General features: G+C 69.7%; 19 protein-coding genes. 10 read left to right on the top strand and 9 right to left on the bottom strand.

Annotated features, from left to right (window positions below; all coding sequences use genetic code 11):
- Positions 1 to 2: 2 nt before the first annotated feature.
- Together XM48_RS16255 and XM48_RS16250 are read left to right on the top strand one after the other, a co-directional pair.
- Positions 3 to 1,949, top strand: coding sequence for a helicase-associated domain-containing protein (locus tag XM48_RS16255; RefSeq protein ID WP_156175099.1), 1,947 nt, complete (start codon positions 3 to 5; stop codon positions 1,947 to 1,949).
- 57 nt (positions 1,950 to 2,006) lie between these two features.
- On the top strand, positions 2,007 to 3,647 hold the full coding sequence (locus XM48_RS16250; RefSeq protein WP_046456877.1) for a DNA repair helicase XPB: 1,641 nt from the start codon (positions 2,007 to 2,009) through the stop codon (positions 3,645 to 3,647).
- A gap of 57 nt (positions 3,648 to 3,704) precedes the next feature.
- On the opposite strand, the gene XM48_RS16245 is transcribed toward XM48_RS16250, so the two are convergent.
- The 4 genes from XM48_RS16245 to XM48_RS16230 all read right to left on the bottom strand — a co-directional run bounded on the left by XM48_RS16245 (position 3,705) and on the right by XM48_RS16230 (position 9,572).
- Positions 3,705 to 5,795, bottom strand: a complete 2,091-nt coding sequence (locus tag XM48_RS16245; RefSeq protein WP_197074238.1) for an ABC transporter ATP-binding protein — start codon at positions 5,793 to 5,795, stop codon at positions 3,705 to 3,707.
- A gap of 2 nt (positions 5,796 to 5,797) precedes the next feature.
- Positions 5,798 to 6,703, bottom strand: a complete 906-nt coding sequence (locus tag XM48_RS16240) for an ABC transporter permease (protein ID WP_046456876.1) — start codon at positions 6,701 to 6,703, stop codon at positions 5,798 to 5,800.
- Positions 6,700 to 7,656: an ABC transporter permease gene (locus tag XM48_RS16235; RefSeq protein WP_046456875.1), complete on the bottom strand. Its 957-nt coding sequence runs from the start codon at positions 7,654 to 7,656 to the stop codon at positions 6,700 to 6,702. Before XM48_RS16235 ends, XM48_RS16240 begins: the two co-directional genes overlap by 4 nt.
- A gap of 125 nt (positions 7,657 to 7,781) precedes the next feature.
- Positions 7,782 to 9,572 carry a peptide ABC transporter substrate-binding protein gene (locus tag XM48_RS16230; protein ID WP_046456874.1) on the bottom strand — a complete coding sequence of 597 codons (1,791 nt, stop codon included), beginning with the start codon at positions 9,570 to 9,572 and terminating at the stop codon, positions 7,782 to 7,784.
- Between the two features lie 248 nt (positions 9,573 to 9,820).
- On the opposite strand from XM48_RS16230, the gene XM48_RS16225 reads away from it, so the two are divergent.
- The 6 genes from XM48_RS16225 to XM48_RS16200 all read left to right on the top strand — a co-directional run bounded on the left by XM48_RS16225 (position 9,821) and on the right by XM48_RS16200 (position 16,385).
- Complete coding sequence (locus XM48_RS16225) at positions 9,821 to 10,981, top strand: ROK family protein (protein WP_084821244.1); 1,161 nt, start codon at positions 9,821 to 9,823, stop codon at positions 10,979 to 10,981.
- Entirely contained in the window at positions 10,978 to 12,435 is a 1,458-nt protein-coding gene (locus XM48_RS16220; protein ID WP_046456872.1) for a M81 family metallopeptidase, read from the top strand. The genes XM48_RS16225 and XM48_RS16220 overlap by 4 nt, the downstream gene beginning before the upstream one ends.
- The gene (locus tag XM48_RS16215) at positions 12,432 to 13,340 is read left to right on the top strand and encodes an ROK family protein (RefSeq protein ID WP_046456871.1); all 909 of its coding nucleotides are present in this window, start codon (positions 12,432 to 12,434) and stop codon (positions 13,338 to 13,340) included. The genes XM48_RS16220 and XM48_RS16215 overlap by 4 nt, the downstream gene beginning before the upstream one ends.
- Positions 13,337 to 14,101: a copper homeostasis protein CutC gene (locus XM48_RS16210; protein WP_231580924.1), complete on the top strand. Its 765-nt coding sequence runs from the start codon at positions 13,337 to 13,339 to the stop codon at positions 14,099 to 14,101. The genes XM48_RS16215 and XM48_RS16210 overlap by 4 nt, the downstream gene beginning before the upstream one ends.
- Before the next feature lie 66 nt (positions 14,102 to 14,167).
- Positions 14,168 to 14,869, top strand: coding sequence for a response regulator transcription factor (locus XM48_RS16205; protein WP_046456869.1), 702 nt, complete (start codon positions 14,168 to 14,170; stop codon positions 14,867 to 14,869).
- 1 nt (position 14,870) lies between these two features.
- Positions 14,871 to 16,385 (top strand): cell wall metabolism sensor histidine kinase WalK, encoded by a 1,515-nt coding sequence (locus XM48_RS16200; RefSeq protein ID WP_046456868.1) that lies wholly within the window; start codon positions 14,871 to 14,873, stop codon positions 16,383 to 16,385.
- Positions 16,386 to 16,503: 118 nt separating this feature from the next.
- On the opposite strand, the gene XM48_RS17170 is transcribed toward XM48_RS16200, so the two are convergent.
- The 4 genes from XM48_RS17170 to XM48_RS16180 all read right to left on the bottom strand — a co-directional run bounded on the left by XM48_RS17170 (position 16,504) and on the right by XM48_RS16180 (position 22,601).
- Positions 16,504 to 18,666, bottom strand: a complete 2,163-nt coding sequence (locus tag XM48_RS17170; protein WP_052961581.1) for a cell wall-binding repeat-containing protein — start codon at positions 18,664 to 18,666, stop codon at positions 16,504 to 16,506.
- 211 nt (positions 18,667 to 18,877) lie between these two features.
- Entirely contained in the window at positions 18,878 to 20,497 is a 1,620-nt protein-coding gene (groL, locus tag XM48_RS16190) for a chaperonin GroEL (RefSeq protein ID WP_046456867.1), read from the bottom strand.
- Positions 20,498 to 20,679: 182 nt separating this feature from the next.
- The gene (locus XM48_RS16185; RefSeq protein WP_052961580.1) at positions 20,680 to 21,357 is read right to left on the bottom strand and encodes a LytR C-terminal domain-containing protein; all 678 of its coding nucleotides are present in this window, start codon (positions 21,355 to 21,357) and stop codon (positions 20,680 to 20,682) included.
- A 104-nt stretch (positions 21,358 to 21,461) separates the two neighbouring features.
- Complete coding sequence (locus XM48_RS16180) at positions 21,462 to 22,601, bottom strand: hemin ABC transporter substrate-binding protein (protein ID WP_046456969.1); 1,140 nt, start codon at positions 22,599 to 22,601, stop codon at positions 21,462 to 21,464.
- A 133-nt stretch (positions 22,602 to 22,734) separates the two neighbouring features.
- Here XM48_RS16180 and XM48_RS16175 point away from each other — a divergent pair, with 133 nt between their 5' ends.
- The gene (locus XM48_RS16175; RefSeq protein WP_046456866.1) at positions 22,735 to 23,811 is read left to right on the top strand and encodes an iron ABC transporter permease; all 1,077 of its coding nucleotides are present in this window, start codon (positions 22,735 to 22,737) and stop codon (positions 23,809 to 23,811) included.
- Positions 23,808 to 24,626: a heme ABC transporter ATP-binding protein gene (locus tag XM48_RS16170; RefSeq protein WP_336653434.1), complete on the top strand. Its 819-nt coding sequence runs from the start codon at positions 23,808 to 23,810 to the stop codon at positions 24,624 to 24,626. Before XM48_RS16175 ends, XM48_RS16170 begins: the two co-directional genes overlap by 4 nt.
- 72 nt (positions 24,627 to 24,698) lie before the next feature.
- On the opposite strand, the gene XM48_RS16165 is transcribed toward XM48_RS16170, so the two are convergent.
- Positions 24,699 to 25,913 (bottom strand): NADP-dependent isocitrate dehydrogenase, encoded by a 1,215-nt coding sequence (locus XM48_RS16165; protein WP_046456864.1) that lies wholly within the window; start codon positions 25,911 to 25,913, stop codon positions 24,699 to 24,701.
- Positions 25,914 to 26,067: the final 154 nt, after the last annotated feature.

Raw genomic sequence — 26,067 nt, 5'->3', positions numbered from 1 at the left:
GCATGAGCGGGTCGCTCCCCCTTGCCGCGTCGATCGCGGGAATGGAGCGCGCCGATCTGACCGCGCTGCTCGAGCGCCGCTGGGTCCCGAACCCCGCCGCGGTCCGCGATCCGCTGAGTCTGGCGCTGGAGCTGCTCCGCCCGGATTCCGTCGCGCGCGCGCTCGAGACCCTCGACCGATCGGGTATCCGCGCACTGCTCGCGCTCACGACGGCGTCGTCCGCCGATTCCGATCCCGGTCCCGGTCCCGGTCCCGAGCAGGAGGTTGCAGGGCACTCCGTTCTCGCGCTGGGCCTCGCGGGGCTCGCCGCGCAGCCCGGGAACGACGTCCTCCCCCGCACCGAACCGGTCCCGCTCGACGAGGTCGCCGATCAGCTGCGGATCCTGATCGACTCCTCCGACGCGCAGGAGCGTCTGGAGCGATCCGTCCCGGTCCCGTCCCGGACCGGGCCGCGCAAACCGACCTCCGCGGCCTGGTTCGGTGCCGCGCAGACCACCACCCAGCGCGCCGCAGCGGCGCTGCGCGCCCTCGCCCTCGAACCGGTCAAGCGGAACCGCCGCGGCGGCACCTCGCAGACCGGGGTGAAGACCCTCGCCGAAGCACTGCGCACCGGTCACGAGCAGGCCGAGCGCGTGGTCGAGATGCTGCGATCCGCTGGCCTGATCCACGGAGTGGTCTCGGCGGCGCACGGCGATCGCTTCGCGGTGTCCCCCGCGGGGATCGCGTGGCTCGGGCTCCCGCACGCGGAGCGCTGGCTCGCACTCGCCGAGGCGCTCGCCGAGCGCATCTCGGGACCGCTGGCCACCGCCCTGCGGATCTCCGAGAGCGCGCTCGGCACGGCCGTGGACGAGGTCCTGCCGGTCGAGTTCCCGCTGCTGTCCGAGACCCGCCTCGCCGACGCGCGCGCTCTCGCGGACGCCGCGGAGGATCTGGGCTTCACCGTCGACGGGACCCTGACGCCGATCGCGTCCGCTCTCCTCGAGCGCGATCCCGACCTCGCTTCGGATCCCGAGGATCCGCTCGCGAGCATCCGCGCCGCGCTGCCCCCGATCGCTCCGGGCGTCTACGTGCAGCCCGACCTGAGCATCATCGTTCCCGGCCCGCTCTCGCCCGACGATGAGGCGGCCCTGTTCGGGGTGGCCGACATCGAGCAGCTCGGCGTCGCCTCGAGCCTCCGGATCACCCCGTCGTCGCTCGGGCGCGCGCTCGAGAGCGGAGTCGGCATCGCCGATGCGCGGGCGCTGCTGGACCGGCTCTCGCTCACCGGGATCCCGCAGCCCCTCGACTTCCTGCTCTCGGACGTGGAATCCAAGCACGGCAGCGTGATCGTCTTCGCCGGGACCAGCCGCACCCGCGTCCGGGTCGCGGACCCCGCGGTCGGCGACGCGATGCTCGTCGATCGAGCGCTCCTGCACCTGCAGCTGCAGCGGGATCCCGGCGCGCTCGCCTACGTGCTGCTCTCCCGCCTGCGTCCGGAGCACGTGCTCGCGGCGCTGGTCGACGCGCGCTACGCGGCCATCGCTGGATCGGATCCCGATGCGGCGCCCGCCGCACCCGCGGAACCCGGCACCGTCGTCCCAGCACCGGCACCGGCACCGGCACCGGCCGCCACCTCCGCCGCCGACGACGGATCGGAGCCGGGCGGCGAACCCGCGCCCACCACCGGATCGCTCGCCCGCGGGCCGCACCCCGCCGTCGCCGAACTGGTCGACCGCGTGCTCGCCGGCGCCGAGCAGCCGGGCTCCGGCGAGTGGACCCGGCGCATCGAGCTGGCGATCCGCGAGAAGCGGGCGATCGAGATCACCGCCGCCGCGGGGTCCGACGTCCGCACGTTCCGGTTGCTCCCGGCCTCGCTCTCGGGCGGGCGGCTGCGCGCGAGCGATCAGACCGCGGGGGTGGAGCGCACCCTGCCCGTCTCCGCGATCACGGGCGTCGAGATCCTCGACTGATCCGGCCCTGAGCGAACCCCTCCCGGCGTTCGCCCGAGGCGCGTAAACTGGATGGTTATGACCCTCGGCCCCCTCATCGTGCAGAGCGACCAGACCGTCCTGCTCGAGGTCGCGCACCCCGACGCGGAGGAGGCGCGCCACGCGCTCGCCGTCTTCGCGGAGCTGGAGCGCGCCCCCGAGCACATCCACACCTATCGCATCACCCGGCTCGGGCTCTGGAACGCCCGCGCGGCCGGCCACACCGACGCCGAGATCCTCGACACCCTCAACCGGTACGCGAAGTTCCCCGTGCCGAGCGGGGTCGCCGGCGAGATCTCCGACACCATGCAGCGCTACGGGCGCCTCACCATCGAGCGCATCGCCGACGGCGACCGCGCGGGCGAGCTCGTGCTGCGCTCCGACGAGCCGATGATCCTGCGGGAGGTCTCGAGCGCGAAGAAGATCGCTCCGCTGCTCGGCAACCGCATCGACGAGCTGACGTTCCCCGTCGAGGCGTGGGCGCGCGGCGAGCTCAAACAGCAGCTCGTGGCCCGCGGCTGGCCCGCGGAGGATCTCGCCGGCTACACGCCCGGCGATCCGCACGACATCGAGCTGGCCGAGGACGGCTGGCAGATGCGCGACTACCAGCGCGCGGCGGTCGAGAAGTTCCACGCGGGCGGCTCGGGCGTCGTCGTGCTCCCCTGCGGCGCCGGCAAGACCATCGTGGGCGCCGGGGCCATGGCCGCGGTGGGTGCGAAGACCCTGATCCTCGTGACGAACGCGGTGTCGGCGCGCCAGTGGCGGTCCGAGCTGCTGCGCCGCACCTCACTCACCGAGGACGAGATCGGCGAGTACTCGGGTCAGGTCAAGGAAGTCAAGCCGGTCACGATCGCGACCTACCAGATCCTCACGAGCCGCCGGAAGGGCGAGTACGCGCACCTGTCGCTGCTCGACGCGCACGACTGGGGTCTCATCGTCTACGACGAGGTGCACCTGCTCCCCGCCCCCGTGTTCAAGCTGACGGCCGAGCTGCAGGCCCGCCGCCGCATCGGCCTGACGGCGACGCTCGTGCGCGAGGACGGCCGCGAGGGCGACGTGTTCAGCCTCATCGGGCCGAAGCGCTACGACGCCGCGTGGAAGGACATCGAGGCGCAGGGGTTCATCGCTCCCGCGGCGTGCTTCGAGATCCGGGTCGAGCTGCCCGAGTCGGAGCGGCTCGAGTACGCGGTCGCCGAGGATCAGGACCGCTACCGGATCGCCGCGAGCGCGACGGTGAAGCAGCGGGTGGCCCGCGAGATCATCGCGAAGCATCCCGACGAGAGCGTGCTCGTGATCGGCCAGTACATCGACCAGCTCGAGTCGATGGCGGAGGCGCTGAACGCGCCCCTCATCACCGGGCAGACGCCCGTCGACGAGCGCGAGCGGCTGTTCGAGTCGTTCCGCTCCGGCGAGGATCGGATCCTCGTGGTGTCGAAGGTGGCGAACTTCTCGGTGGACCTGCCGGACGCCTCGGTCGCGATCCAGATCTCGGGATCCTTCGGTTCCCGTCAGGAGGAAGCGCAGCGCCTCGGCCGTCTGCTGCGTCCGAAGAGCAACGGCGCCACCGCGTCCTTCTACACGATCGTGACCCGCGACACCGTGGATCAGGACTTCGCGCAGAACCGTCAGCGGTTCCTCGCCGAGCAGGGCTACGCGTACACGATCACCAACGCGGAGTAGGCGGTTCCGCCACGACGGCCCCGGTCGAGCTCTCGCTCGACCGGGGCCGTCGCCGTCTCACGCGGCCGGTGCGTCCTCGAGGACCAGCACTCCGTCGCTGAGCGGGAAGTGGCAGGCCACACGATGCTCGCCCTCGACCAGCACCGGCTCGACCTCGCAGGCGGCCGTTGCGAGCGGGCACCGGGTGCGGAACCGGCAGCCGCTCGGCGGATCGATGGCCGAGGGCGGCTCGCCGTGCAGTCGGATCCGCGAGTCGTCGTGCTGCTTCGAGGGATCGGGCACCGGGATCGCATCGATGAGCGCCCGGGTATACGGGTGCTTGGGCCGCTGCACCACCTCGGCGGCGGGCCCCTCCTCGACGATGCGACCGAGGTACATGACCCCGATGCGGTCCGCCATGTACTGCACCACGGCGAGGTCGTGCGAGATGAAGACGTACGAGACCCCGGAGTCGTCCTGCAGGTCCTTCATGAGGTTCAGCACCTGCGCCTGCACCGAGACGTCGAGCGCGGACACCGGTTCGTCGGCGACGATCACCTCGGGCGACATCGCGAGCGAGCGAGCGAGCCCGATCCGCTGCAGCTGACCGCCCGAGAACTCGTGCGGATAGCGGTCGAGCGCGTCGGCGGGGAGGCCCACCTGCTCGAGCAGCCGTTCGATGCGCGCCGCGATCTCGGCCCGCGATCCGAGGCCCTGGATCCTGAGCGGCTCCGAGAGGATCTCGTCGATCCGCATGCGCGGATCCATCGCGGCGTAGGAGTCCTGGAACATCATCTGGACGTCCTGGTGGACCCGGACCTTCGCGGCGCCCTTCGCCTGCGTCACGTCGGTGCCCGACAGCACGACCGCACCGTCGTTCGGGGCTTCGAGCGCCGAGATGATCCGGCCCATGGTGGACTTGCCGCAGCCGGACTCGCCGACGAGTCCGTAGGTCCGGCCGCGGTCGACGCGGATCGAGACGCGGTCGACCGCGGAGACGGTTCCGCGGCTCTTGCCGAAGAGCCCGGTCGATCCGGCGGCGTAGGTCTTGGAGACCGCTTCGACCCGCAGCACGGCGTCGGCACCCGCATCGGCCGCGAGCGCGGCGGCGCCCTCGACCGGGGACGCGGGCGCAGCCCCCTCGCGCAGCACCGGATCCGCGACGGCGATGGACTCGCCGTCCTGTCGCGGGTGGAAGCAGGAGAACGTGTGCTCCCCGCCGGCTTCGGACTCGGCGAGGGGCGAGCTGCTCCGGCAGACCTCGCTCGCCCACCGGCAGCGATCGGCGAATCGGCAGCCCACCGGCTCCTCGCGGAGCGCGGGCGGCGATCCCGGGATCGAGAACAGCCGCGCGCCCGTGCGGAGCGCGTGCTCGGGCAGCGCCGCGAGCAGGCTGTTCGTGTAGCGGTGCCGGGGCTCGGCGAACAGGCGCTCGGTGTCCGCCTCCTCGACGACCTGGCCGGCGTACATGACGGCCACGCGGTCGGTGTGCCCCGCGACCACTCCGAGGTCGTGGGTGATCAGGATCACGCCCATGTCGAACTCGTCGCGGAGCCCGTCGATCAGGTCGAGGATCTGCCGCTGCGTCGTGACATCGAGCGCGGTGGTCGGCTCGTCGGCGATGAGCAGGCGCGGCTGGCAGATCAGCGCCATCGCGATCATGACTCGCTGGCGCATGCCGCCCGAGAGCTGATGCGGGTAGGAGTCGACGACCGATTCGGGCCGCGGCATGCCGACCCGGCGCAGGGTCTCGATGGTGCGCTCGCGCGCCTCGCGCTTCCCGACGCCCTGATGCACGCGCAGCGGCTCGCCCACCTGCGCACCGATCGTCATCGTCGGGTTCAGGGAGGTCAGCGGATCCTGGAAGATCATGCCGACCCGGGTGCCGCGCAGCTTCCGGACGTCGTTCGCCGACGCCGTGACGAGGTCGGTGCCCTCGAGCACGATCTCGCCGGCGGTGACGGCGCCGCCGGCGGGCAGCAGCCCCATGATGGACAGGGCCGTCATCGTCTTGCCGCTGCCCGATTCGCCGACGATGCCGAGGGTCTCCCCCGCGCGCACCGAGAAGTCGATCCCGCCGAGCGCGTGCACCTCTCCGCCGCGCACGGCGATGTCGGTGCGCAGGCCCGAGACGCGCAGCAGTTCCGGCCGTTCCAGTTTCTCCAACACGACTACCTCTTCCTCAGCCGCACTTCGAAGGCGTCGCGGAGTCCGTCGCCCATGAAGTTGAAGGCCAGCACCAGCAGAATGATCAGGACGCCCGGCGGGTAGATGAGCCACCAGTTGCCCGAGTAGGCGTCGGTGAGTCCCGTCGACAGCATGCCGCCCCAGTTCGCCGCGGGCGCGGGGACGCCGAGCCCGAGGAACGAGAGGTAGGCGACGTAGAGCACGGCGTCGGCGACCTGGAAGGTCGCGTTCACGACGACGGTGCCGATCGCGTTGCGCACGATGTGGGTGCGGATCGCCCGCCCGGATCCGCCGCCCATGCCCCGCATGGCGATGATGTACTCGCGCGAGCGGAGCGACAGGGTCTCGCCGCGAACGAGGCGGGCCGGGCCCAGCCAGGCGAGCGCGCCGATGATGATGATCAGCAGCGGCACGGTCGGGGTGACGATCGTCGCCATGAGCATGAACAGGAACAGCGCCGGGATCGCCATGAGCGCGTCGACCATGCGCATCATCACGGCGTCGACGGCGCCGCCGATGAAGCCGGCGATGGCACCCCACAGCGTTCCGATGAAGGTCGCGAAGACGCCCGCGAGCACGCCGACCGTGATCGAGGTCTGCCCGCCGACCATGAGCCGGCCGAGCTGGTCGTAGCCGAGCCCGTCGGTGCCGAGCGGATGCCCCGGCCCCGGCGGGAGGTTCGAGTTGGCGAGGTCGGTGTGCACCTGGTCGGTCGGGTAGAACAGCGGGCCGACGAAGGAGAACAGGACGAAGAGGATGATCGCCAGCAGGCCGAAGGCCGCGAGCCGGTTCTGCAGGAAGACCTCGGCCCCCTGCCGCCAGACGCTCTGCCGACCTGCGCGGCGCCGCGGGACCCCGGGAGCCCCGATCGAGGTGGGTGCGCTGCTCATTTCTTACCTGCCAGACGTACGCGGGGATCGGCGACGGCGTAGAGCATGTCGGCCAGGAGCGCGCCCACCACCGTCGCGATCGCGATGATGATGGTCACTCCGAGCAGAATCGGGTAGTCCCGGCTCTGCGCGGCCTGCCAGAAGAGCAGGCCCATGCCGTTGAAGTTGAAGAGCGTCTCGACGACGAGCGCGCCCGAGAAGAGCGCGGGGATGTAGAGCCCGAGCAGCGTGATCACGGGGAACAGCGCGTTGCGCAGCGTGTGCACGAAGACGATCCGGAACCCGGTCAGCCCCTTGGCCCGCGCGGTCCGCACGTACTGCTCGTTGAGGTTGTCGACCATGGAGGATCGGATGTACCGCGAGTAGGAAGCGATGGTGACGATGGCGAGGGTGACGACGGGCAGTACGAAGGCGACCGGGTCGGAGAGCACCTCCGCGACCGTGTAGCCCTGCGGGGCCTCGGGTGGGAACAGCGGCCAGACCTGCGAGAACAGGATGATGAGCACGAGCCCGAGGAAGAAGATGGGGGTCGAGTACGCGAGCATCGCCGCGACCGTCACCGCGTAGTCGGGCGCCCGGTTCCGCCGCACCGCCTGCCAGACGCCGAGCGGGATCGCGAGAGCGATGGCGAGGATCGTCGAGATGAGGGAGAGCAGGATCGTCTTGGGCAGCCGCTGCGAGATCGCATCGGTGACCGACTGGTTGAGCTTGTACGAGTAGCCGAGGTCCCCCTGCGCGAGGTTGCCGACGTAGCGGGCGTACTGCTGCGGCAGGGGCAGGTCGAAGCCGTTGTCGTGGTCGAACTGCTCGATCTGCGCCGGGGTCGCATCTTTGCCGAGCGTCGCGCGCGCGGCACCGCCGGGCAGCGCGTGCAGCAGCGCGAAGGCGATCACGGTGACCAGGAACACCACGACGATCGACTGCCCGATGCGTTTCAGGATGAACGCACCCATTGGTTCTCACCTCTCTTTCGCGAGGAGCTCCGGCAGGAGCCCCTCGAACGACGCACGGCGCACCGCGCCGGATCCGCCGGTGGGCACGGGGCGACGACGCCGCCCCGTGCCCACCGTTCAGCGGGCTACTTGGCCCAGGACCAGTCCTCGGGATACATGAGGTTCATCGGATCCTGCGGCTCGACGCCCTTCAGCTTCGAGTTGAAGGCCGAGACCTGGTACACCGGGTTCGGCATCCACAGCACCGGCAGGTCCTTGGCGAGGAAGGCGTTGTAGTCCTTCAGCGCCGACCCGTCGGAGGCGAACTGCGAAGCCTCGATGAGCTTGTCGGCCTCGGGGCTCGAGTAGCGGCCGAGGTTCACGGGCGCGTCGGTCGCGAAGAGCCGCTCGCCCGAGGCGTAGACCGGGAAGTACCAGGATCCCTGCGAACCGAAGAACGACATGTCCCAGGTGCAGTCCTTCCCGGCTTCGCAAGGCTGGGTGACCGACACGGAGTCCGGCACCTCCTGCACCTTCAGTACGACGCCGACCTTCGACATCTCGGACTTGATCTGCGCCATCATCTTGGTCGTCGCGGCGAAGCCCGACTGCGAGACGAGGTTGAACTCCAGCGTCGCGCCGGCCTTCACGCCCTCACCGCACTGGTCGGCGCCCGTGCAAGGCTTCTCGCAGACCGTGGCGCCGTCGGGCACGACCTTCCAGCCGTGATCCTCGAGCAGCTTCTTCGCTCCAGCCGGATCGAACTCGTAGGCGCAGCCCTTGAGCGTGCCCATGTCCTTCTGATCCTGCGGCACCGGGCCGCAGGTCGGAGCCGCGATCCCGCCCCAGATCTTCTCGGAGATCGTCTTCTGATCGATGAGCATCTGGAGCGCCTGGCGCACGTAGTCCTGCTTGAAGACCGGCGCGGTCTTCGGGTTCGAGAAGTTGAGCGGCATGTAGGTGATCGACCAGCCGTACCAGGGGGCGACCGTGTAGCCCTTGCCCTTCATGTAGTCGGACTGGGAGATGTTCGCCGCCGGGATGTAGCCGTAGTCGATCTCGCCGGCGCGGAGCACGTTGAACTGCGCGTCGTCACCGGTGAACGGACGCAGCACGACCTTCTTGAGCGCGGGCTTGTCGCTGCCCCAGTAGTTCTCGTTGGGGACCAGTTCGACCTTGCCGTTCGGCACGTAGGAGCTGAGCTTCCACGGACCGGAGACGACCTTCCAGAGGTCGTTCGTGGCGTAGGTGGAGAGATCCTTCGACTGCGCGGTGAGGAAGTCGAAGACCTTGACGGCCCCGGCCTTGTCGCGGTCGTAGTCGCCGACCTTCCCGCCTGCCTCGGTGCGATCCCAGACGTGCTGCGGCATCACCGAGATCTTGTTCAGCTGGTTCCCCACGAACCACGACGGCGAGTACTTCTGCTTCGTGGTGAGCGAGAAGGTCTTCTCGTCGACGACGGTGAACGCCGAGACGTTGTCGGGGAATCCGCCCTCGCGGTACGAGGCCCACTTGTCGGTGTTGTTCTTCACCAGGTTCCACCAGAACTCGACGTCCCGCGTGGTGATCGCCTCGCCGTCGGACCACTTGGCGTCCTTCAGCTTGATCGTCATCGTGAGGCCGTCCGCCGAGAACTCGGGAGTGGTGCCGAGCGACTTCTCGTCGAAGATCGAGTACTTCGAGTCGCCGTTCAGGTCGTAGTTGAACAGCGGACGGTAGAGCGCGGTGCCGAAGATCGCGTTCTCGCCCTGAGTGAATCCGGGCGCCGAGATCGGCAGGATCCAGTTCGGCGTGCGGAAGGCCATCGTGACCGTGTCCTTCGCCGCCGATGCGTTCCCGGCTCCTCCGCCGGCCCCGCTGCAGGCCGTGAGCCCGAGCGCCGCGATCGCCGCGAGACCGATGAGGGCCTTGCGCACGCGCGATGACATTCGTTTCATGGGTTCTCCATTCACCCGGTTGCGGAGACACCCGCGAACCGAGCATCCCTCGTTGGATGCGCCGGTTCCGACGCACGTCCACGTGCCTCGGATCCGACATTAATGCGAAGTAAGAGTACTTACTACGTAATTCTTTCTACGCCATTGAATTATTCGACGCGATTGGTAGCCTAGCCTCATCGAGGCAAAAACTGTCAACCTCGGTGACGCACTCGTTATATTGCACTCCAACCACGAAGGAAGTGGTGATGTCCCGAATGAACCGATCTTCGGACGACGATGTCCTGGGTCTCGTCGCGTCCCGTCAAGCCACCACCCGCGCGGCGCTCGCCAGGCAGACCGGGCTCGCACCGTCGACCATCACCGGGATCGTCAACCGGCTGCTCCTGAACGGACTGCTCGAGGAGGGCGGCGACACCGCGTCGACCGGCGGCCGCCCGGGATCGATCCTGCTCCCCGCGAACAGCCGCGAGCGCGCGCTCGTCGTCGAGCTCGGCGCGCACCGAGCGCGCTTCGGCCTCGCCGACCGCGGTGGCCGCGTCTCGCACGTGAACCGATTCGACATCGACATCGCCGAGGGACCCACGACCATCCTGCGCACCCTCGTCGAGCGCGGCGAGGAGCTGGCGGAGCGCAGCGGAACCGAGATTTCCGGATACGGCATCGCGCTGCCCGGGCCCGTCGACCCGCAGACCGGCACCGTCGTCGGGCCGAGCCGCATGCCGGGCTGGAACGGTTGCACCGTGCCGGAGGCGATGCGCGAGTGGTCCGAGCTGCCGGTCGTGGTCGAGAACGACGCGAGGATCGGCGCGAGCGGAGAGAGCGCCTACCGACGGGCCACCTCGGGAGCCCCGAGCGCGCTCGGGGACTACATCTACGTGAAGGCCGGATCGGGCATCGGCGGGGCCTTCGTCGAGAACGGCGCTCCCCGCCGCGGCGCGCACGGGCTGGCCGGCGACGTCACCCACGTCCCCGTCCCCGCGGGCGGTGATCGCCCCTGCCAGTGCGGCAACACCGGCTGCCTCGACACCATCGCCTCGGCGGAATCCATCCGGCGGGAGCTCCGCGCGCAGGGACTCGCGCTCCCGAGCAACGACGCCCTGATCGAGACCGCGCTCGACGGCAGCGCTCAGGTCGTCACGATGATCCGGAGCGCCGGCGTCAACCTCGGTATCGCGCTGTCGCACACCGTCTCGTTCCTGGCGCCGGACGCCGTGATCATCGGCGGGACGCTCTCCGCCGTCGACGCGTTCGTCGGCGGCGTTCGGCAGTCGCTGCACGAGCGCTGCCTCCAGTCCGTCATGGAGCACACCGCGGTCGAGAAGTCTCTCGCCGGCACCGACTCCGCGCTCTGGGGCCTCGCCGAGGCCACGAGCGTCTTTCTCAACGCACGAGGAGCACACGCATGAGCCGTCCCCGCATCGCGATCTGCGGCATCCACATCGAGAGCTCGACGTTCACCCCCTACACGTCGACCGCGGCCGACTTCGAGGTCACCCGTGGAGCCGAGCTGCTCGCGCGCTACGACTGGATCGACGGCGACTGGGCCTCCGCCGTCGAGTGGGTGCCGATCCTGCACGCCCGCGCGCTGCCCGGCGGGGTCGTGGATCCGGCCGCCTATGCCGCCTGGAAGCAGGAGATCCTCGACGGCCTCGCCGCCGCGTCCGATCTCGACGCCCTCTTCTTCGACATCCACGGAGCCATGAGCGTGCCCGGGCTCGACGATGCCGAGGGCGACCTCATCACCGCGATCCGCGGAGTGATCGGCGAAGCACCGCTCGTGTCGGCGTCGATGGACCTCCACGGCAACGTGTCCGAAGTGCTCTTCGCCGGCTGCGACCTGCTCACCTGCTATCGCATGGCGCCGCACGAGGACGCGTGGGAGTCGCGCGAGCGCGCCGCCCGCAACCTCGTCGACCGTGTGGTGGCCGGATCCGGCAAGCCGGTGAAGGCGCTCGTCCACGTCCCGATCCTGCTGCCCGGCGAGAAGACGTCGACGCGGATGGAACCGGCGAAGAGCCTCTACGGCATGCTGCCCGGGATCGAGTCCCGCCCGGGGATCCTCGACGCCGCCATCTGGGTCGGGTTCGCCTGGGCGGATCAGCCGCGCTGCACGGCGGCCGTGGTGGTCACCGGGGACGACGCGGAAGACGTGGAAGCTCAGGCGAAGCTGCTCGCCGAACGGTTCTGGGCTGTACGCGACGCGTTCGAGTTCGTCGCGCCCGTCGCCTCGATGGAGGACTGCCTCGAGCACGGGCGCACCGCGGCCCGTCCCTACTTCATCTCGGATTCGGGCGACAACCCGGGTGCCGGCGGTGCCGACGACGTCACGGTCGCACTCGCCGCGCTGCTCGTCTGGGAACCGGCACGCTCCGGCGAGCTCGACGTCGTTCACGCCTCCGTCGTCGATCCCGCCGCAGTCGCGGAGGCATGGGCCGCGGGCGAAGGCGCCGAGGTGGAGATCGAGGTCGGCGGCCGCATTGACACCCGAGCGCCCGGACCGCAGCTCCTCGTCGGCACCGTCGACGTGCTCCGCGACGATCCGCGCGGCGGCCGTACCGCCGTGATCCGCGTGGGCGGCCTGCGGGTCATCGTCACGAGCAATCGCAACCAGTACACCGAGTACGCGCAGTTCGAGCGGCTCGGCATCGACATCCGCCGGGCCGACGTGGTCGTCGTGAAGATCGGATACCTCGAGCCCGACCTCTACGAGACGCAGGCCGACTGGATGATGGCGCTCACCCCCGGCGGGGTGGATCAGGATCTGGTGCGCCTCGGCCACCACCGGATCCTTCGACCGATGTTCCCGTTCGACGCCGGGATGCAGGATCCCGCGCTCACCGCGCTGGTCGTCGCTCCGTGAGCGCGCTCTACGCCGGGATCGATGTCGGCGGCTCCTCCATCAAGAGCCTCGTGATCGACGAGGCCGGCACCGTCGTCGACCGGACGGCGGAGCCGACCGTCCCCGCGACCGTCCCGCAGCTCGAGTCGATCGCGGAGCGTCTCGTCTCGCGGCTCCCGGGGATCGCCGGGATCGGCATCCTGACTCCGGGCACCGTCGACGAGGATCGCGGCGTCGTCGGTTTCGCCTCCAACCTCGACCTCGCGGGGTACCCCATCCCCGAGCGGGTCTCCGCCGCCACCGGCCGGCCGGCCCGGCTCGGGCACGACGGTCGGGGCGCGGGCCTCGCCGAGAGCCTGTTCGGGGCGGCCCGCGACTTCTCCTCCAGCCTCGTCGTCCCGGTCGGCACCGGCATCTCGGCCGCCGTCTGCCTGCCCGGGGAGGTCTGGGCGGGCGCGACGCGCACCGCCGGCGAGATCGGCCACATCCCCGTCTTCCCCGATGGCGAACCGTGCGCGTGCGGGCAGCGCGGCTGCCTCGACGTCTACGCCTCGGGCAAGGGCATCGCGACGCGGTATCTCGCCGCGTCGGGGTCCGAGACGAGCGCCGAGGAGGTCGCCCGACGGCTCGGATCCGATCCCGCGGCCGACGCCGTCTGGGCGACGGCGGTCGAGGGATTCGCGCTCGTGTTCACGCAGCTCACCCTCGCCTTCGATCCCGCCGGGATCGTGCTCGGCGGCGGCCTGTCGCGCGCCGGCGACGCGCTGCTGCCGCGCGTCGAAGCCCGGATGCGAGAGATCCTCGCCTGGCGCGAACCGCCGACCCTCGTCACCTCGCTGCTCGGCGAGTCGGCCGGTCAGTGGGGCGCGGCCGTGCACGGCTGCTACGCCGCCGGATCGGACGCCTACACGGGGTGGCGGCCGTGAGCACGGACGGCTCGGGGCTCGGGCGGGTGGTCGTCGAACTCTGCGTGGGCGACCTCGCCGGTATCGACACCGCGCGCTCGGCCGGCGCCGACCGCGTCGAGTTCTGCCGCGATCTCTCCTGCGGCGGGCTCACCCCTGATCCGGCCGAGATCTCGGAGGCGCTCTCCCGCTGCCCCTCGGGCGGCCTGCAGGTCCTGATCCGCTCCCGCCCCGGAGACTTCGTCTACGGCGACGACGAGATCGAGGCGATGTGCGCGCAGATCCGCGCGATCCGCGCCGAGCACGACCGCTGGATCGCCGAGTCCTCGGGCGAGGACGCCGCCGCCGCTGCCGCGCCGCGCCTCGGATTCGTCGTCGGGGCGCTCACCCCGGATCTGCGCATCGATGCCCGCGCGACCGCTCGCTTCGTCGCGGCCGCGGGACCGCACCGCCTCACCTTCCACCGCGCCTTCGATCAGGTCGTCGATCAGGCGGCCGGGCTCGAGGATCTCGTCCGGCTCGGATATGAGCGAGTGCTCACGACGGGCGGGCACGCAGCGGTCGCGGATCTCCCGGGCCTCTCCGCGCTCGTCGAGCAGGCCGTGGATCGCCTCGTGATCCTCGCCTCCGGCGGCCTGCGCTCCGGCAACGTGGCTGCGGCACTGTCGGCCACCGGCGCCCGCGAGGTGCACATGCGGGCGCCCGCCGACGACGGCGAACGCACCGACCCGGAGGAGGCCCGCCGCGTCGTGGACGCCGTTCGGCATCGTTTCCGGGTGTAGCCGTGAACACGCGACACGGCGCCGAACGTCCAGGGAACCCATAGCAAACGGTCAGAGACTGGTCGCATGAACACGCAGCACAAGGGCCCCAGGATCCTGATCGTCGACGATGAGCCGAGCATCCGCGAGCTGCTCAGCACCAGCCTCCGCTTCGCGGGCTTCGGCGTGCGCGCCGTGGGCAACGGGGCGCAGACCATCTCCGCCGTGCTCGAGGAGGAGCCGGATCTCATCATCCTCGATGTGATGCTCCCCGACATGAACGGTTTCAGCGTGACCAAGCGGCTGCGCTCGGCGGGGTACACGGCCCCGATCCTGTTCCTCACCGCGAAGGACGACACCGAGGACAAGGTGACCGGCCTGACCGTCGGCGGCGACGACTACGTGACCAAGCCGTTCAGCCTGGACGAGATCATCGCCCGCATCAAGGCGATCCTGCGCCGCACCATCCAGGAGGACGAGGAGGCCGTCCTCTCGGCCGGCCCGATCGTGCTCGACCAGGACACCCACGAGGTGACCGTCGACGGCACCTCGGTCGAGCTCTCCCCCACCGAGTTCAAGCTGCTGCGGTACCTCATGCAGAACGCGAACCGCGTGCTGTCGAAGGCGCAGATCCTCGACCATGTGTGGGAGTACGACTTCAACGGTGACGCCGGCATCGTCGAGTCCTACATCTCGTACCTGCGCCGGAAGCTCGACCCGCTGACGGGCGACTCGCTGATCCAGACCAAGCGCGGCTTCGGCTACATGCTGAAGACCGAAGCGAAGTAGGGTGGCGCGCCGGTCGCCCGCGCAGCGCTGGGCCGATGTCTCGCTGCGCACGAAGATCACGGGTGTCACCGTGTTCATCCTGTCGCTCGGGCTCATCGTCGCGGGGGTCGGCACGCTCTCCTTCCTGCGCCCGTACCTCGTGCAGGTGGTCGACAGCGATCTGCAGAGCCTGAGCAAGGATCCCACCCGGGCGCTGGCCTCGGGGGTGAATCTGCGCGCACTGACTCCCTACGACGTGCAGGGCGCGAGCAGCTCGTACTACGTCGCGATGCTCGATTCGACGGGCAAGAAGCGATACGACAACGCCACGGATTGGCCGACCGAGAACGTTCCGCGGATCCCGGCGGGCCTCACCGGGACCGTCGTCGAGACTCGGGTGAGCGGTTCCACGTTCACCATCACGGATGCGGCCGGCCTCGAGTGGCGGGCGACCGCACTGCCGATCAACGGGGCGGAGCCCGGGCAAACCGGTACGCTGCTGATCGCGGCGTCGACCGCGCACACCGGCCAGACCACGGCGCAGTTCATCCTGATCTTCGGTGGTTTCGGCATCGCGGTGATCCTGCTGGGCGCTGCGCTCACTCGGATACTCGTGACCACGACGTTCGTGCCGCTCGCGCAGGTGGAGCGGACGGCGATGGAGATCTCGAAGGGCGACTTCTCGAAGCGCATCCACGTCGCGCATCCGCACACCGAGGTCGGCCACTTGGGCGAGTCGCTCAACGTGATGCTCGACCACATCGATGTCGCTCTCGCGGAGCGTGCTCGGACCATCGACCAGATGCGCCGATTCGTCGGTGACGCCGGCCATGAGCTGCGTACGCCCCTGGTGTCGGTGCGGGGCTATGCCGAGCTCTACCGCATGGGGGCGCTGCAGGACGAGGAGCAGGTCGGCCAGGCGATGGGCCGGATCGAGAAGGAGGCGATCCGCATGACCTCCCTCGTGGAGGATCTGCTCTCGCTGGCCCGGCTCGATGAGCGGCGTCCGCTCGAGCTCAAGACGCTGGACTTGAACGCGCTCGCGGCGGATGCCGCGTTCGACGCGCTGGCCCAGGCCCCGGACCGCACGATCAGCGTGGTCGAGGATCCGTCGCGCCCGACGGTGCTGGGCGATGAGCACAAGGTGCGGCAGCTCATGACCAACCTGATCGGGAACGCGCTGCGGTACAGCCCGGAGGGCAGCCCCATCGAGATCGCGGTCGCCTCCGGCCCGGATTCGGGCCACTTCGAGATCATCGATCACGGTGAGGGCGTGCCCGAGCAGCTCCGTACCAAGATCTTCGATCGCTTCTGGCGGGCGGACACCTCGCGCAACCGGGAGACGGGCGGTTCCGGCCTCGGCCTGTCGATCGTGAAGTCGATCGTCGATGCCCACGGCGGTTCGGTGAGCGTGCACGAGACGGAGGGTGGCGGAGCCACGTTCCGAGTCGATCTGCCGGTCGCGCCCACCACGGGTTCGCTCGAGCACACCGGCCCGCGCCCGGAAGCACCTGCCGAGCCCGATTCGAAGAGCTGAGCCCGTCCGGCTCGGCTCGAGGGCGCGAGCCGGACGGTCCCGGTCACAGGTGGCGGGCCAGCGTTCCGATGCGCTGACCCACCACCTCGACAGGCAGGCGGTGAGGCCCGTCGATGGCCTAGGCGCAGGTGTTGCGGTTCGTCAGCACACGCTCACTCACCACACCCGCACCACCCAGCACATACCCCGCCTGCGGCGTGATCTCACCCAGCACACCCGCCACAGACGCCGGCACACACCCCGAACGCACCAACAGCACCGGACCCGGCTTCCCACCAGCAACCGCAGCACCCGTCAACGCATCAGCGAACCCCGCACCCGTCGCGAGATACACCGCGCCCGACTTCGTATGCCACGACTTCGCAATCGCCGCCGACGTCGCATACCGATCCGCACCACTGTGACGGGCGACCTTCGCACTCTTGCCCAGGCCAGACTCGATGCCCTTCGACACCACGCCCGTGCCGCCCGCGATATGCACCGCGGCCGGCTTCAACGCCGCGAGCTGCGCCTGCACATCCTGACGCACCGCCCCGGCCTTCCCATCGACGAGGAGCACCGGAGCATCCACGCCACCCGCGGCCGCTCCCGCGGACAGCGCATCGGGGAAGTCGCGGCCCGTCGCGATGAACACCGCGGACGCGCCCGTCTTGCCCCAGCCCGTCTTCGCGATCTGGTTCGCCGTCGCGTACCGGTCGCTGCCGCCCATCCGCACCGTCTTGGCGCCCAGGGCACGCACCTGCTGCTCGACCTGCGCGGATACCGCGCCGGTACCGCCGGCGATGTACACCGTGTCGGGCTTCAACCGCTGCAGTTCCGCTTTCGTCGCGGCCGTGAGGGTGCCGGTCTGGGTCAGGAGCAGGGGCGCGTTCTGCTTCACCGCGAACGGGGCCGCGGTCAGCGCGTCCGCGGGAACATCATGCCGGGACAGCACCACGGCCTTCGCGCCGTTCGGGAAGTGCTCACGCGACACCTTGACCGCGGTCTCGAACCGGTCGCTGCCACCCAGACGCGACCACTTCGGAGCCACCGGTTCGGTCGGCTTCTGCTCTTCGCCGAACACCGTGGTGAGACCGTTGAAGACGATCGAGCCGACGAGCGCCGACTGGTCGGTGTCGACGTAGATCCCGTAGCCGATGACGTCGTGCTCGCCCAGCGCGGCGCGAATCTCCTCGAAGGACACAGGAGTGTTCTTGTCGACGCCGCCGACCTTGCGGGAGATCTCCCATTCGGTCGCATCGGCCAGGCTGCCCGACTCGGGCACGAGCGCCCGCACCGTGGTGAACACGGGCTGGCCAGAGTGCCCGTCGGGGTAGGCGAAGACGGGGATCTGCACCCAGACCGGCCCGCCGGAGCGACCGACCTGCATGGTCAGGGCGAGATCGAGCCCGTTCGCCAGGAAGTCCTCCTCGGCGAAGCCGTTGAGCAGCTGGACGCGACCGGTGAGCGCGATGCTGTTCGGAGACTCAGTGTCGTGCACGAACTCCCAGGCCTCGCCGGAATCGGCCCCGTTGTGCCAACCCGGGTACGTGTCTTCGTTCGGACGGATCTCGGTGAGGTATTCGGTGCGCGTCTCTCCCGCGACCGGTGCTGCGGGCTCGGCGGTGAACCGTGTGGTACCCGAGGCATCGGAGAACGAGGTCACCAGCACCGAGGACGCTGGCTTCCACGCGAGGAAACCGGTCGAGATCGCATAGGCCTTTGTGCCCAGGGCCGCGATGGCCCCAGCCCGGTCGACGGTCTCGCCCGGCTGCAGCTCGCCGATCGCACGACTCGTGGTCCACGCGTTCGAGTCACCCGCCGGAGCGCGCAGGGTCGCCCAGGACTCACCCGGCTGCCAGATTCCGTCTTCGTTGTCGTCGATACGCACGCCCACCTGGAAGGTCAGTGCGGCATCTTCGGATGCCACCAGCTCGAGCCCATCCAGTACCTCGCTCAGCGGAGTCGTATCCGAGTTCAAGTCGACATCGTTCCCGTTGCCGCGGATCACCTGCGTGGGAACGTCCGCCGCCAGCTGGATCCCGTTGCGACGCGGCTCGACCGACTGCGCGTAGTCCGTGCCCGGACCGAAGTGCCACTCGTTGTAGTGCTCGCTCTCGGTTTCCGCCGTGGTGCCCAGGATGCTCGCGCCCGGCACGTAGCGCTGCCCCTCGGGTGCGGCCGTGGCAGAGGCCGCGGCACCGCCCACGACGAGGCTGCTCAGCCCGAGCGCACCGACCGCGATCCCGGCTGCCGAGCGGCTCCAGTGTTTTGCACGAACCCGTTTCTGGTTCCGCTTCATAGTGTCCTGCGTTCCTTTCTCAACCGGCGCCCGACTACCGGGCGCACCGCAGTGGCGGCGACGACACGCCGCTACTCGCCTGTTAAAGGTAACATGTTGTTTTCGTTTCGGGTCGCCCGTACACAAGTGAGCGACGAACGGAGGAACGCCGAAAACGCAGAAGCGGGGCCGCACCCGAAGGTGCGACCCCGCTTCACGCAGAGGCTGGGACTTAGAAGTCCATGCCCGCGCCGGGATCGGCCGGAGCCGCGGCGGCGGGCTCGGGCTTGTCGGCGACGACCGCCTCGGTGGTGAGGAACAGGCCGGCGATCGACGCGGCGTTCTGCAGCGCCGAGCGAGTGACCTTGGCGGGATCGAGGATGCCCTGTGCCACCAGGTCACCGTACTCGCCGGTCGCGGCGTTCAGGCCGTGACCGGTGGGCAGGTTGGCGACACGATCCGCAACGACGCCCGGCTCGAGGCCGGCGTTGAGCGCGATCTGGCGCAGCGGAGCCTCGATGGCCGCCTGCACGATCTTGGCACCGACGGCCTCGTCGCCCGAGAGCTCGAGCGACGCGAACGCGTCCTTGCCGGCCTGGATCAGCGCGACACCGCCGCCGGGCAGCACGCCCTCTTCGACCGCAGCCTTCGCGTTGCGGACGGCGTCCTCGATGCGGTGCTTGCGCTCCTTGAGCTCGACCTCGGTCGCAGCGCCCGCCTTGATGACGGCGACGCCGCCGGCGAGCTTCGCGAGGCGCTCCTGGAGCTTCTCGCGGTCGTAGTCCGAGTCGGTGTTGTCGATCTCGCGACGGATCTGCTGGACGCGACCCTGGATCGCCTCCTCCTCGCCGCCACCCTGGACGATGGTGGTCTCGTCCTTGGTGATGATGACCTTGCGGGCGGTGCCGAGCATGTCGAGGGTGGCGTTCTCGAGCTTGAGGCCGACCTCCTCCGAGATGACCTGGCCGCCGGTCAGGATCGCGATGTCCTGCAGCATGGCCTTGCGACGGTCGCCGAAGCCCGGAGCCTTGACGGCGACGGACTTGAAGATGCCGCGGATCTTGTTGAGCACGAGGGTGGCGAGCGCCTCTCCCTCGACGTCCTCGGCGATGATGAGGAGCTGCTTGCCCGACTGGATCACGGGATCGACGACGGGGAGCAGGTCCTTGATGTTGGAGACCTTGCTGTTGACGAGGAGGATGTAGGGATCCTCGAAGACCGCCTCCTGGCGATCGGCGTCGGTGACGAAGTACGCCGAGAGGTAGCCCTTGTCGAAGCGCATGCCCTCGGTGAGCTCGAGCTCGGTGCCGAAGGTGTTGGACTCCTCGACGGTGACCACGCCCTCCTTGCCGACCTTGTCGATCGCCTCGGCGATCAGCTTGCCGATCTGCTCGTCGGCGGCCGAGATCGAAGCGGTCGCCGCGATCTGGTCGGTGGTCTCGATCTCCTTGGCGTTCTCGAGGAGCTGAGCCGAGACGGCCGCAACGGCCTTCTCGATGCCCTTCTTGATCGCGATGGGGTCGGCACCGGCGGTGACGTTGCGGAGGCCCTCGCGCACGAGCGCCTGAGCGAGCACGGTGGCGGTGGTGGTGCCGTCGCCTGCGACGTCGTCGGTCTTCTTCGCGACCTCCTTGACGAGCTCGGCGCCGATCTTCTCGTAGGGGTCGTCGAGCTCGATCTCCTTGGCGATGGACACGCCGTCGTTGGTGATCGTGGGGGCGCCCCACTTCTTCTCGAGCACGACGTTGCGGCCGCGCGGGCCGAGCGTCACCTTGACGGTGTCGGCGAGGATGTTCAGACCCCGCTCGAGTCCGCGACGCGCTTCCTCATCAAACGCAATGATCTTTGCCATGTGTCGACCCTCCCGGTCGGTCGTGGTGGGCGACGCGCGGTGGTGCGTCGCCTGAAGCACTTGGGTATTAGCACTCGGGAGAACCGAGTGCTAAGCCAATCTTGGCACTCACCATTGGGGAGTGCAAGCGGAGACGCTCGCGCTCGGCGAACACCGGGAGAACGCTGGGCGAACCCCTGCGGTTACTGGGCCGGAGCCTGCTCGTCGCCGGCGCCGGTCGACGGAGTGGTCGTCCCCGCACCGCGATCCGGGGCCGTGGTCTGCCCGCTCACGATCTTCGCGGCCTCGGCCTTGCCCGGCCCCGCGTAGTCGGCGCCGAGGAGCACCACGAGCTTCACCTGGTAGCTGTCGTAGCTCGACGACTTGTAGGAGGAGAGACCGCCGAGCTTCTTCGCGAGCCCCTCGGCCGCGGGCCGATCGGCGTCGTCGGAGTAGAAGATCGCCGAGATCTTGACGTCGCGCTTCGCCGCATCGCCCGAGAAGCTGACCTGGCCCCACTTCTCCTTCGTGATGACGCTGTCGACGCCGCCCGCGAGCTCGTCGGTGGAGGTGCCGTTGATGACGGCGACCGTCGCCTTCGGATCGAGCTTGGCGGCTTCGGTGGCCGTGGTCGTCGTCTTCCCCGTGGGCAGGCGGACCTCGCCCGTGCTGCTCGCAGCCTGCAGCGCGAAGATGCCGGCGGTGGCGCAGATGGCGGTGCCGACGAGCGCGGCGACCGCGTAGGTCCAGAAGCTGCGCGGACGCGCGGTCAGCCGATGCGCACCCGCCCTGCGGGTGCGCTGGACGCGGTCGAAGCGGTCTTCCGGCAGCCGATTGGGGCGTCGAGTCGCACTCGAAGCCTCCGTCAGTTCACCCGTCACGCGTGTCTCCCATTAGTCGTCCGGTGTCGGGCGGCCAGCAGCGGCCCAGCACTCAGCACAGCGTACACGTGGAATCTGCCAGGTTCCGGGTAGGGAACCGCGGTCTACGACCCGGCGGATCCGTCGGTGTAGATCGCCCGCGCGAGGCCGTCGAGCACGTCGGGGTAGCGCGTGCCTCCCGCGAAGACGAGGGTGTCGTCGACGTCGATGATGCGACGGTGCTTGCCGGCCTGCGTGAGCGCGATGCTCGGCTGGGCGGCCAGCAGGCCGTCGACGCCCTTGACGCTCTTGAGCCCGCCGGTCATGACGAGCAGCACGTCGGGGTCGCTCGCGATGAGGGCCTCGCTGGTCATCGGCTTCTCGCCGACCCAGCCGATCTCCTTCGCGACGTCGACCGCGCCGATCCCCTGGATCAGGCTGTCCGCGCCGCTGCCCTCGCCGAACAGGTAGAAGACCCCGGCGGTACCGCGCAGATAGAGGAAGGCGACGCGCGGGCGCTTGGCCGGATCCTTCGGCACCAGCGGCCGGATCTCCTCCTCCTTCGCGGCGATGACGGCATCGAGCTGCGCGGTGAGCTCGTCGCCGAGCGGTGCGACGCCGAGCGCCGCCGCGATCTCCTTCGCAGCGACGTCGGTGCTCTTCGGATCGGTGGATCGGGTCACGGTGACGACCGTGATCCCGGCGTCGCGCAACTGCAGCACGACGTCGGTGGGACCGATCGATCCGTCGGTGAGGATCAGGGTCGGATTCAGCGCGAGCACGCTCTCGGCGTCGATCGTGTGACCGGACTTGGTCACCACCGGCAGGTCCTCGGTGCCCGGGAGCTCGGTCGAGACGTCGCGTCCCACGAGCCGGTCGGTGAGCCCGTAGGCCGAGACCAGCTCAGCGACGGTGCCCGTCAGCGAGAGGGCGATCACACGGGAGGTGTCCTTCACCTCGACCCGGCGGTCGCCGCCGGGATCGTGCGAGGTGACGGTCACGGGGAGCTTCGCCTCGGCCTTCGCCGAGAGCGGGGGCAGGCTCGGGCCGCCAATTACGGCGGTGGCCGGCCCCTGGACCGTGCGCGGGTTCGCGACAGGGGTGAGCGTCGAGAGCGGCGGAAGGTCGACCTTCTGCTGCCCGGACGATGCCCTCGGGTCGCCGCCGGTCTGGCAGCCAGCGAGGCCCAGGGAGGCGGCGAGCGCGATCGCGAGGAGCGCGGTAGCCCGCGTTCGGGATCGGCGCGCACGGGTGGTTCGGCGCATCGGGGGCATCGCACACCTCCAGATCTGACGACCAAGTTAGCCTAGCCTAAGATAGATATGAGGAACCCGGGACCGGGTTCCCGGTCCCGAGCAGGGATCGCTGCGCACAGCCGAGTAAGGCCCTCCCCCAGAAATGAACCTGCACCACGAACCCGCTTCCACGCGGAAATCGAGGCATGCAGCGACCACGACCGCACTGTTCGTCGGGCTCTGGGTCGCGCTCATCGTCGCCCTCATCGCGTCCGCGGGAACGGGCCAGCTCGCGATCCCGCCAGACCAGGTCGTGGGCTCCCTGCTCCACCGGATCGGGATCGACTGGCTGCCGCTCCCGAGCCACCCTGCCGGTGACCAGACGCTCTGGGCGATCCGCTTCCCCCGCGTGGCAATGGCCGCGCTCGTCGGTGCGGCGCTGGCCGTGTCCGGCCTGCTCATGCAGGCGATCTTCGGCAACCCGCTCGCCGAGCCGAGCGTGATCGGCATCTCGTCGGGCGCCGCGGTCGGCGCCGGCCTCTGCATCGTGTTCGGCATCTCGATCTTCGGTGAGTGGACCATCGCGGTGTTCGCCTTCGCCGCGGGCCTCGCCGCCACCCTGCTCGTCTACGCCATGAGCCGGTCCGAGGGGAAGACCGAGGTCGTCACCCTCGTGCTCACGGGCATCGCGGTCAACGCCGTCGCCGGTGCGGGGATCGCCCTCCTCACGTTCCTCGGAGACACCCAGTCGCGCGAGCAAATCGTGTTCTGGCAGCTCGGCAGCATGGCCGGCAGCCGGTGGTCCCAGGTGCTCATCGTGGCTCCTGTCGTGGCGATCGGACTGATCGTCGCGTGGATCGTGGCGCGCAAGCTCGACCTGCTCTCGCTCGGCGAGCGCAACGCCCGCCACCTCGGCGTGAACGTCGAGCTGCTCCGCGTCGGCGTGATCGTGCTCGTGGCGCTGCTCGTCGGCGTGGCCGTCGCGTTCGTCGGCATCATCGCCTTCGTCGGCCTCGTGATCCCGCACCTCATGCGCATGATCCTCGGGCCGGCGCACCTGCCGCTCGTCACCGCGTCGGCGCTGGGCGGCGCACTGCTGCTCACCCTCGCCGACCTGGGCGCCCGCACCATCGTGCCGATGTCGGACCTGCCGATCGGCATGCTCACCTCGCTCGTCGGCGGCCCGTTCTTCTTCTGGCTGCTGCGACGAACGCGCAAGCGGAGCGGGGGGTGGGGATGATGGCCGCCCGCGCCCTCGTGCTGCCCGAGCGCACCCCCGTCGGCGGGATCGTGTGCGCCGCCGAGTCCGTGCGCCTCGTGCGCGGCGGCCGCGCCCTGCTCGACGGGGTCTCGCTCGAGCTGCGCGCCGGCGAGGTGCTCGCGCTGCTCGGCCCGAACGGAGCCGGCAAGTCGACGCTGCTCAGCGTGCTCTGCGGCGACGTCGAGCCCGATGGCGGCGACGTGCGCTTCGGCGACCGTCCGCTGGGCGACTGGTCACTGCCCGAGCTCTCGCGGCGCCGCAGCGTACTGCTGCAGGATCAGCAGCTGCTCTTCCCCTTCACCGTGCATCAGATCGTCGAGATGGGTCGCGCGCCCTGGCGCCGCACCCGGCGCGAGGACGACGACAACGCCGCGATCGCGGAGGCGCTCACGGCCGCGGACGTGACGCACCTCGGCAACCGCCGAGTGCCGTCGCTCTCGGGCGGCGAACGGGCCCGCGCCGCGTTCGCGCGCGTGCTCGCGGGACGCACCGGCGTGCTCATGCTCGATGAGCCGACCGCCGCGCTCGACCTGGCCCACCAGGAGGCGGTGCTCTCGATGGCGCGCGAACGCGCACGAGCGGGCGACGCCGTGCTCGTCGTGCTGCACGACCTGAATCTGGCCGGGGCCTACGCCGACCGCATCGCGCTGCTGAAGGACGGCGGGATCGTGGCCTGCGATACGCCCGAGCGCGTGCTCACCGCCGAGACGGTGTCCGCGGTCTACGGCACGCCGGTCGAGGTGATCCCCCACCCGACGACGGGTCGCGGGATCGTCCTGCCGCTGCGCGCCTAGCGCGCCGATCGGCTCCGGAAACGGTGAAGGCCGCGCCCCGAGGGGCGCGGCCTTCACCGTGTGCTCGCTCGCTTACGCGAGGCGGGCTTGCAGGTTCTCGTCGATCGCGGAGAGGAACTCCTCGGTGGTGAGGAAGCTCTGCTCGGGGCCGACGAGGAGCGCGAGGTCTTTGGTCATCTTGCCCGACTCGACGGTCTTGATGACGACGTCCTCGAGGGTGTGCGCGAACTCGATGAGCGCCTGGTTGTCGTCGAGCTTGCCGCGGTGCGCGAGCCCGCGGGTCCAGGCGAAGATCGAGGCGATCGGGTTGGTCGAGGTCGGCTTGCCCTGCTGGTGCTGACGGTAGTGACGGGTCACCGTGCCGTGCGCCGCCTCGGCCTCGACGACCTTGCCGTCCGGGGTCGCGAGCACGGAGGTCATGAGGCCCAGCGAGCCGAAGCCCTGCGCGACGGTGTCGGACTGCACGTCGCCGTCGTAGTTCTTGCAGGCCCAGACGTAGCCTCCCTCCCACTTCATGGCCGAGGCGACCATGTCGTCGATGAGGCGGTGCTCGTAGGTGAGGCCCGCAGCCTCGAACTGCTCCTTGAACTCGGTGTCGTAGATGTCCTGGAAGATGTCCTTGAACCGGCCGTCGTAGGCCTTCAGGATCGTGTTCTTCGTGGAGAGGTACACCGGGTAGTTGCGCGACAGGCCGTAGTTGAGCGAGGCCCGGGCGAAGTCGCGGATCGACGCGTCGAGGTTGTACTGCACCTGTGCGACGCCGTCGCCCGGCGACTGGTAGACCTCGAACTTCTGCGGCTCGCCGCCGTCCTTCGGGGTGAACTCGACGGTGAGGGTGCCCTCGCCCGCGAAGCGGAAGTCGGTCGCGCGGTACTGGTCGCCGAAGGCGTGACGGCCGATGATGATCGGCTTGTTCCAGCCGGGCACCAGGCGCGGGATGTTCGAGATGATGATCGGCTCGCGGAAGATCACGCCGCCGAGGATGTTGCGGATCGTGCCGTTCGGGCTGCGCCACATCTGCTTGAGGCCGAACTCCTCGACGCGGGCCTCGTCGGGGGTGATCGTGGCGCACTTGACGCCGACGCCGTGCTTCTGGATCGCGTGCGCCGCGTCGACCGTGACCTGGTCGTTGGTCTCATCGCGGTGCTGGATCCCGAGGTCGTAGTACTCGAGCGTGACATCGAGGTACGGGTGGATCAGACGGTCCTTGATGAACTGCCAGATGATCCGCGTCATCTCGTCGCCGTCGAGCTCGACGACCGTGCCTGCAACCTTGATCTTCGCCAACGCGTCTCCCAGTTCTGTGGTGAGTGGTGTGGGACGGCGGCGGGCGCGTGTCGCTCCGTCCGGAACCGCGCACAACAGCGCCTTCCGGATCGCCGTCGTCGGTGGATCCGTTGGGACCACCGACAGTCTACCCAAGTTTCCGGGGTATCTCGAC

Origin of the sequence: Leucobacter sp. Ag1 (assembly GCF_000980875.1) — a bacterium.
Classification (GTDB): Bacteria; Actinomycetota; Actinomycetes; order Actinomycetales; family Microbacteriaceae; genus Leucobacter; species Leucobacter iarius.
The sequence above is the reverse complement of the archived record's forward strand: the minus strand, read 5'-3'. Positions and strand labels throughout refer to the sequence as shown.